This window comes from Ferroglobus sp. (assembly GCF_015521575.1).
Lineage (GTDB): Archaea > Halobacteriota > Archaeoglobi > Archaeoglobales > Archaeoglobaceae > Ferroglobus.
Genome location: NZ_WANY01000064.1, coordinates 1 through 4808, shown reverse-complemented (window position 1 = coordinate 4808; position 4808 = coordinate 1). Strand labels below are relative to the sequence as shown.

4 protein-coding genes and 1 pseudogene are annotated in these 4808 nt (G+C 42.8%); 4 read left to right on the top strand and 1 reads right to left on the bottom strand.

What is annotated here, in order from left to right:
* Window positions 1–31: 31 nt before the first annotated feature.
* Window positions 32–181, bottom strand: a complete 150-nt coding sequence (locus tag F7C14_RS02610; protein ID WP_290899673.1) for a hypothetical protein — start codon at window positions 179–181, stop codon at window positions 32–34.
* A gap of 900 nt (window positions 182–1081) precedes the next feature.
* On the opposite strand from F7C14_RS02610, the gene F7C14_RS02605 reads away from it, so the two are divergent.
* From F7C14_RS02605 to F7C14_RS02590, 4 genes and pseudogenes are all read left to right on the top strand, one after another.
* A complete protein-coding gene (locus tag F7C14_RS02605; protein ID WP_290899671.1) occupies window positions 1082–1831 on the top strand; it encodes a 4-phosphopantoate--beta-alanine ligase in 750 nt (249 codons plus the stop codon).
* Window positions 1824–2993 (top strand): histidinol dehydrogenase, encoded by a 1170-nt coding sequence (gene hisD, locus F7C14_RS02600; protein ID WP_290899669.1) that lies wholly within the window; start codon window positions 1824–1826, stop codon window positions 2991–2993. The genes F7C14_RS02605 and hisD overlap by 8 nt, the downstream gene beginning before the upstream one ends.
* A complete protein-coding gene (aspS, locus tag F7C14_RS02595) occupies window positions 2990–4279 on the top strand; it encodes an aspartate--tRNA(Asn) ligase (protein WP_290899666.1) in 1290 nt (429 codons plus the stop codon). Before hisD ends, aspS begins: the two co-directional genes overlap by 4 nt.
* Before the next feature lie 233 nt (window positions 4280–4512).
* A pseudogene (locus tag F7C14_RS02590) lies at window positions 4513–4808 on the top strand (hypothetical protein); the annotation flags it as partial.

Below are 4808 nucleotides of genomic sequence, written 5' to 3'. Positions count from 1 at the left end.
GGGTTTACGCGTATGAGCTTAGAGGCTACTACTATCTTTCAATCCTCTTTTCATCGAGCTTATAGGAAACCGTTTTTCTTGGGATATAGTAGTCTCTCCTTTCAATCCTCTTTTCATCGAGATTGCATTCGTCGCAGTTGATCACATGATCCAAGTACTGCCCTTTCAATCCTCTTTTCATCGAGTTTACCTACCCCCACACCAAAGAGCACTGTTAAAGCAAGTAACTTTCAATCCTCTTTTCATCGAGCTCAAAATCACCCGCTTCTGTTCCCTTGTTCTCGCCTGCTCTTTCAATCCTCTTTTCATCGAGTTAAGTTTGGTTCAGAAGCCGAAGCCGAAACCAACGGAAACTTTCAATCCTCTTTTCATCGAGTAAAACTCCCAAATCCGAGTTGGTTGAACAAGCTGCTGAAGAAGAAACTTTCAATCCTCTTTTCATCGAGCTGGAGGTGGTTTTGTGAATTTGATCGAGTGTGTGTATTGCCTTTCAATCCTCTTTTCATCGAGGGAAATAAAAGAACATCCAGAGACTGGAAAGCCGGGGTTATCTTTCAATCCTCTTTTCATCGAGTTTAAGAATTTGAGTAAGAGAATATTGAGGGCGTTTTTAGACTTTCAATCCTCTTTTCATCGAGGAATGAAGTTGAAGGAGCTCGGGATTAGCGATTCAGTAATCTTTCAATCCTCTTTTCATCGAGTCGCAAAGTTTGCAGCGTGGTTCCTCTGGAGCTTTCTCCACTTTCAATCCTCTTTTCATCGAGGGTTTACTCTAACAAAATTTACGTCGAATGGAGGTATATAACGCTTTCTTTCAACAACACCCCCTCGAACATCAAAACTACAGCGAAACTATTAAAAACGAAATCCAGACTGTTCGAGAAAAAATTTATAAAGTTCAGCAACTCTTGAAAGTTAACAGCGTTAAAAGTTCGGAATGTTCGAGTAGTCCAAGAATTTTGGAAGATTATTCGTTCAAAGCTTTCCGATATTCTCTCCTTTGCTTCTTCTCCACTCGGAAGTTAAGCTTGAGAATGCTTGGCAAGATGAAATTTTTTATCCTGAAGGCGAAGTTTCTGTCATGGAAATTCCAAAGAGTCATCCAAGGTACCTTTCGCTTACGACAAGAGAAAAGCTCGTGAAGGGTGTTAGAGAAGGGTTGGCTGTATTAGAGGGCTTGATCGCCCACGGTAGAGGAGAAGCTTTTGACTACATCCTCGGAGAGAAATCTCACGATTTCGCTTTGGAGGCTGAAAGAGCTGCAGTTGCATTGATGAAATTGGCTGAACATCCGGTAATTTCTGTTAACGGTAATGCAGCAAGTCTCGTTGCAGAAGAGCTTGTTGAGTTGTCCAAAACCCTTAACGCTCCCCTTGAGGTGAATATTTTCCATTACTCTAAAGAGAGGGTTGAAAAAATAGCGAAAAAGCTTGAGGAGTTTGGTGGCACAGTCTATTATAGGGGAGACGCAGTTTTGGAAGGAATCGACCACGCAAGGAGGATCGTCGATAGTAGAGGAATTTTGAAGGCTGATGTCGTACTCGTCCCCCTCGAAGATGGAGATAGATGTGAAATCTTAAAGAAACATGGAAAGAAAGTTATAGCGATCGATCTAAATCCCCTTTCGAGAACTGCAAGAATGGCAGACATAACTATCGTCAACAACATAACAAGAGCAATTCCAGAAATGATTAAATTCGCTAAAGAAATAACCAAGGAGGAAGCCAAGGAAGTTCTCAGAAACTACGATAACAAAACAGTATTAAAGAGGGCGATAGAAGCCATAAGAGAGCATCTGACAAAAATGGCGGAGGATGTAATGAATGCTTGAAAAAGTTCTTGAGGAGGTAAAGCAGATAATTGAGAAGGTTAAGAGAGAAGGGGACAAGGCACTTTACGAATTAACCGAAAAATTCGATAAGGTAAAACTCGACTACATAAAAGTTCCCAAGGAAAAAATCGACGAAGCTTACGAAAAGGTTAGCGACGATCTAATAGATGCTCTTGAAATGGCAAAAGAGAACATCGAAAAGTTTCACCAAGCAACATCTCCAGAAAGCATAAGGGTCGATTACGGAGACGCGATTCTCGGAAAAATCTACGTTCCAATTGAGAAAGCCGGACTGTACATACCTGGAGGGAGAGCGAGCTATCCTTCAACAGCTTTAATGACAGCGATCCCAGCAAAAATTGCTGGAGTCGATAAGGTCGTCGCTTGTACTCCTCCGGTAAAAGATGGTGTGAATCCGCTAACCCTCGTGGCGTTAGATCTGGCTGACGTCGATGAGATCTACGCCGTTGGAGGTGCTCAGGCAATAGCTGCGATGGCTTACGGAACTGAAAGCGTCGAAAAAGTCGACAAAATCGTCGGTCCGGGCAACATATACGTTACCGCTGCAAAACTACTCGTGCAGAAGGATGTTGCGATAGACATGCCGGCTGGACCCTCGGAAATTTTAATTATAGCCGACGAAACCGCTAATTCCGACTTTATCGCCTACGACTGTGCTGCGCAGCTTGAACACGATCCTTTAGCCAAAGCTATCCTCGTGACGATTTCCGAGAGAATTGCCGAAGATGTTAAAAGGAAAGTTTCGGAGCTTGTTTCGCAGGGGGAGTTTAAGATAATTCTCGTGAAAGACCTCGACGAAGCTTTCGAAATTGCAAACAAAATTGCCCCGGAGCATTTAAGCGTATTTACGAAAAACGCCCTCAAAATGCTCGGAAAGGTTAGGAATGCCGGTAGCGTATTTCTCGGAGAGTATTCTCCAGTTGCAGCTGGAGATTACGCGAGTGGGACAAACCACGTCCTTCCAACCGGAGGTTACGCAAGAGTGTATTCTGGCTTGAGTACTGAAACTTTTATGAAGCACATAACATATCAGATGCTCTCGAAAGAGTGGCTTGAAAAGTACGGAGATGTTATTATCAAAATTGCAAAAGCAGAAGGTTTACCACTTCACGCAAAATCCGTGGAGGAGAGGTTGAAATGAGAAAATTCACCTCAGAAATAGGCGAAGAAGATTTCGGAAAGAAAGTGACGTTATACGGTTGGGTTCACGAAGTAAGAGATCTCGGAGGACTTGTTTTCGTAATTCTTAGAGACAGAGAGGGGTTCGCTCAGATTACGCTACCGAAGAAAAAGGTTAAGCAAGAAGTTTTCGAGAAGGCGAAGAACGTTAGAAGGGAGAGCGTAGTGAAAGTTGTTGGAGAGGTAAAGGAAGAAAAAAGAGCTCCAAACGGTTTTGAAATAATTCCAGAAGAGTTTGAAGTGTTGAACGAAGCTGACGCACCGCTACCTCTTGACGTGACTGAAAAGGTTCCAGCCGAACTCGACACAAGGCTCGACCATAGATTTTTGGATTTAAGGAAGCACAGAATTTTCGCAATATTCAAGGTTAGAAGCGAGATTCTGAACGCTACAAGAGAGTTCTTTCACGAAAGGGGATTCATAGAAGTCAACACGCCAAAAATAGTTTCAACAGCCACGGAGGGGGGAACTGAACTTTTCCCAATCACATACTTTGAGAGAGAAGCTTTTCTCAACCAGAGTCCCCAGCTTTACAAGCAAACCCTGATGGCTGCCGGCTTCGACAGAGTTTTCGAGATCGGACCGATATTCAGAGCGGAAGAACACAACACCGTCCGACACCTCAACGAGGCTACTTCAATAGATATAGAGGTAAGTTTCACCGACCACAACGGTGTGATGAAGTATTTGGAGGAGTTAATAGTTTACATTCACGAGAGAATCGTTGAGAATTGCGAAAAATATCTGAGGTGGATAAACGTTGAGGTCGAGGTTCCAGAGAAGCCATTCGAAAGAATAACCTACGACGAAGCCCTTGAGATCGTTTCAAAGAAGGAGGAAATTCCGTGGGGAGAGGACTTCTCAACTCCAGCGTTAAAAATTCTCGCCGAATACATGCAAGGATACTACTTCATAACCGACTGGCCGACGGAAAGCAAGCCGTTTTATGCGATGCCCTACGAAGACAGGAAAGAAATCTGCAAGAGCTTTGACTTGATGAAAGGATGGTTAGAGTTGGCAAGCGGTGCCCAAAGAATTCACAAGTACGACCTACTCGTTGAAAGAATAAAAGCCCAAGGACTCGATCCCGACAGCTTCGGCTTCTATTTAGAAGCTTTCCGATACGGAATGCCGCCGCACGCCGGCTGGGGTCTTGGTGTAGAAAGACTACTGATGGCGATGCTCGATTTAAAGAACATAAGAGAGGCTGTTCTCTTCCCAAGAGATCGACAAAGACTCGTGCCTTGAAAAAGTCTGCGTGCTTTCAAATTTTTCTTTTGGATCGGAAAATTCGCACATTAACAAAAAGATGCAACTTCTCAGAAATTGAATTCAAAGTTTTGCAAAATAGGTTACTCGACCAAAAACTTCCGATCAATTTTGCAAGTTAAAAATTCTCCAGTTAACTTTTTGAAAGACGGAGCGCTTGCTTTCCACTGCAGAAAAGTATATTAAGTTAGTACGAGCATTATAATTTCGAAATGTCGGAAAAAGATATTCTGATTGAAAGGCTTGAAAGAAAACTCGCTGAAAAGGAGAAAGAAATTCGCTCGTTAAAACAGGTGGTTGGAATGAATTACGAAAACTTCAAAGAAGAAATTCTTTCGGAAGTTAACGAAAAGTTGAAGGAGATTGAAGCCAAAATCGTCGAACTCAGCAAGACCGTCAAAACGCTAATGGATGAAGTACTTTATCTGAAAGCAGAGATTTCTCCGAAAAAAGAGGATTTGGCTGAAGATTTTGTTGAAGGGAAAGAGGAAGAGAAAAGGGACGACAT

Bases quoted from the DNA above. Each gene is read 5' to 3' on its own strand.
- F7C14_RS02610 (WP_290899673.1), bottom strand. From the start codon at position 181: ATGAAAAGAGGATTGAAAGGGCAGTACTTGGATCATGTGATCAACTGC.
- F7C14_RS02605 (WP_290899671.1), top strand. From the start codon at position 1,082: ATGGAAATTCCAAAGAGTCATCCAAGGTACCTTTCGCTTACGACAAGA.
- hisD (WP_290899669.1), top strand. From the start codon at position 1,824: ATGCTTGAAAAAGTTCTTGAGGAGGTAAAGCAGATAATTGAGAAGGTT.
- aspS (WP_290899666.1), top strand. From the start codon at position 2,990: ATGAGAAAATTCACCTCAGAAATAGGCGAAGAAGATTTCGGAAAGAAA.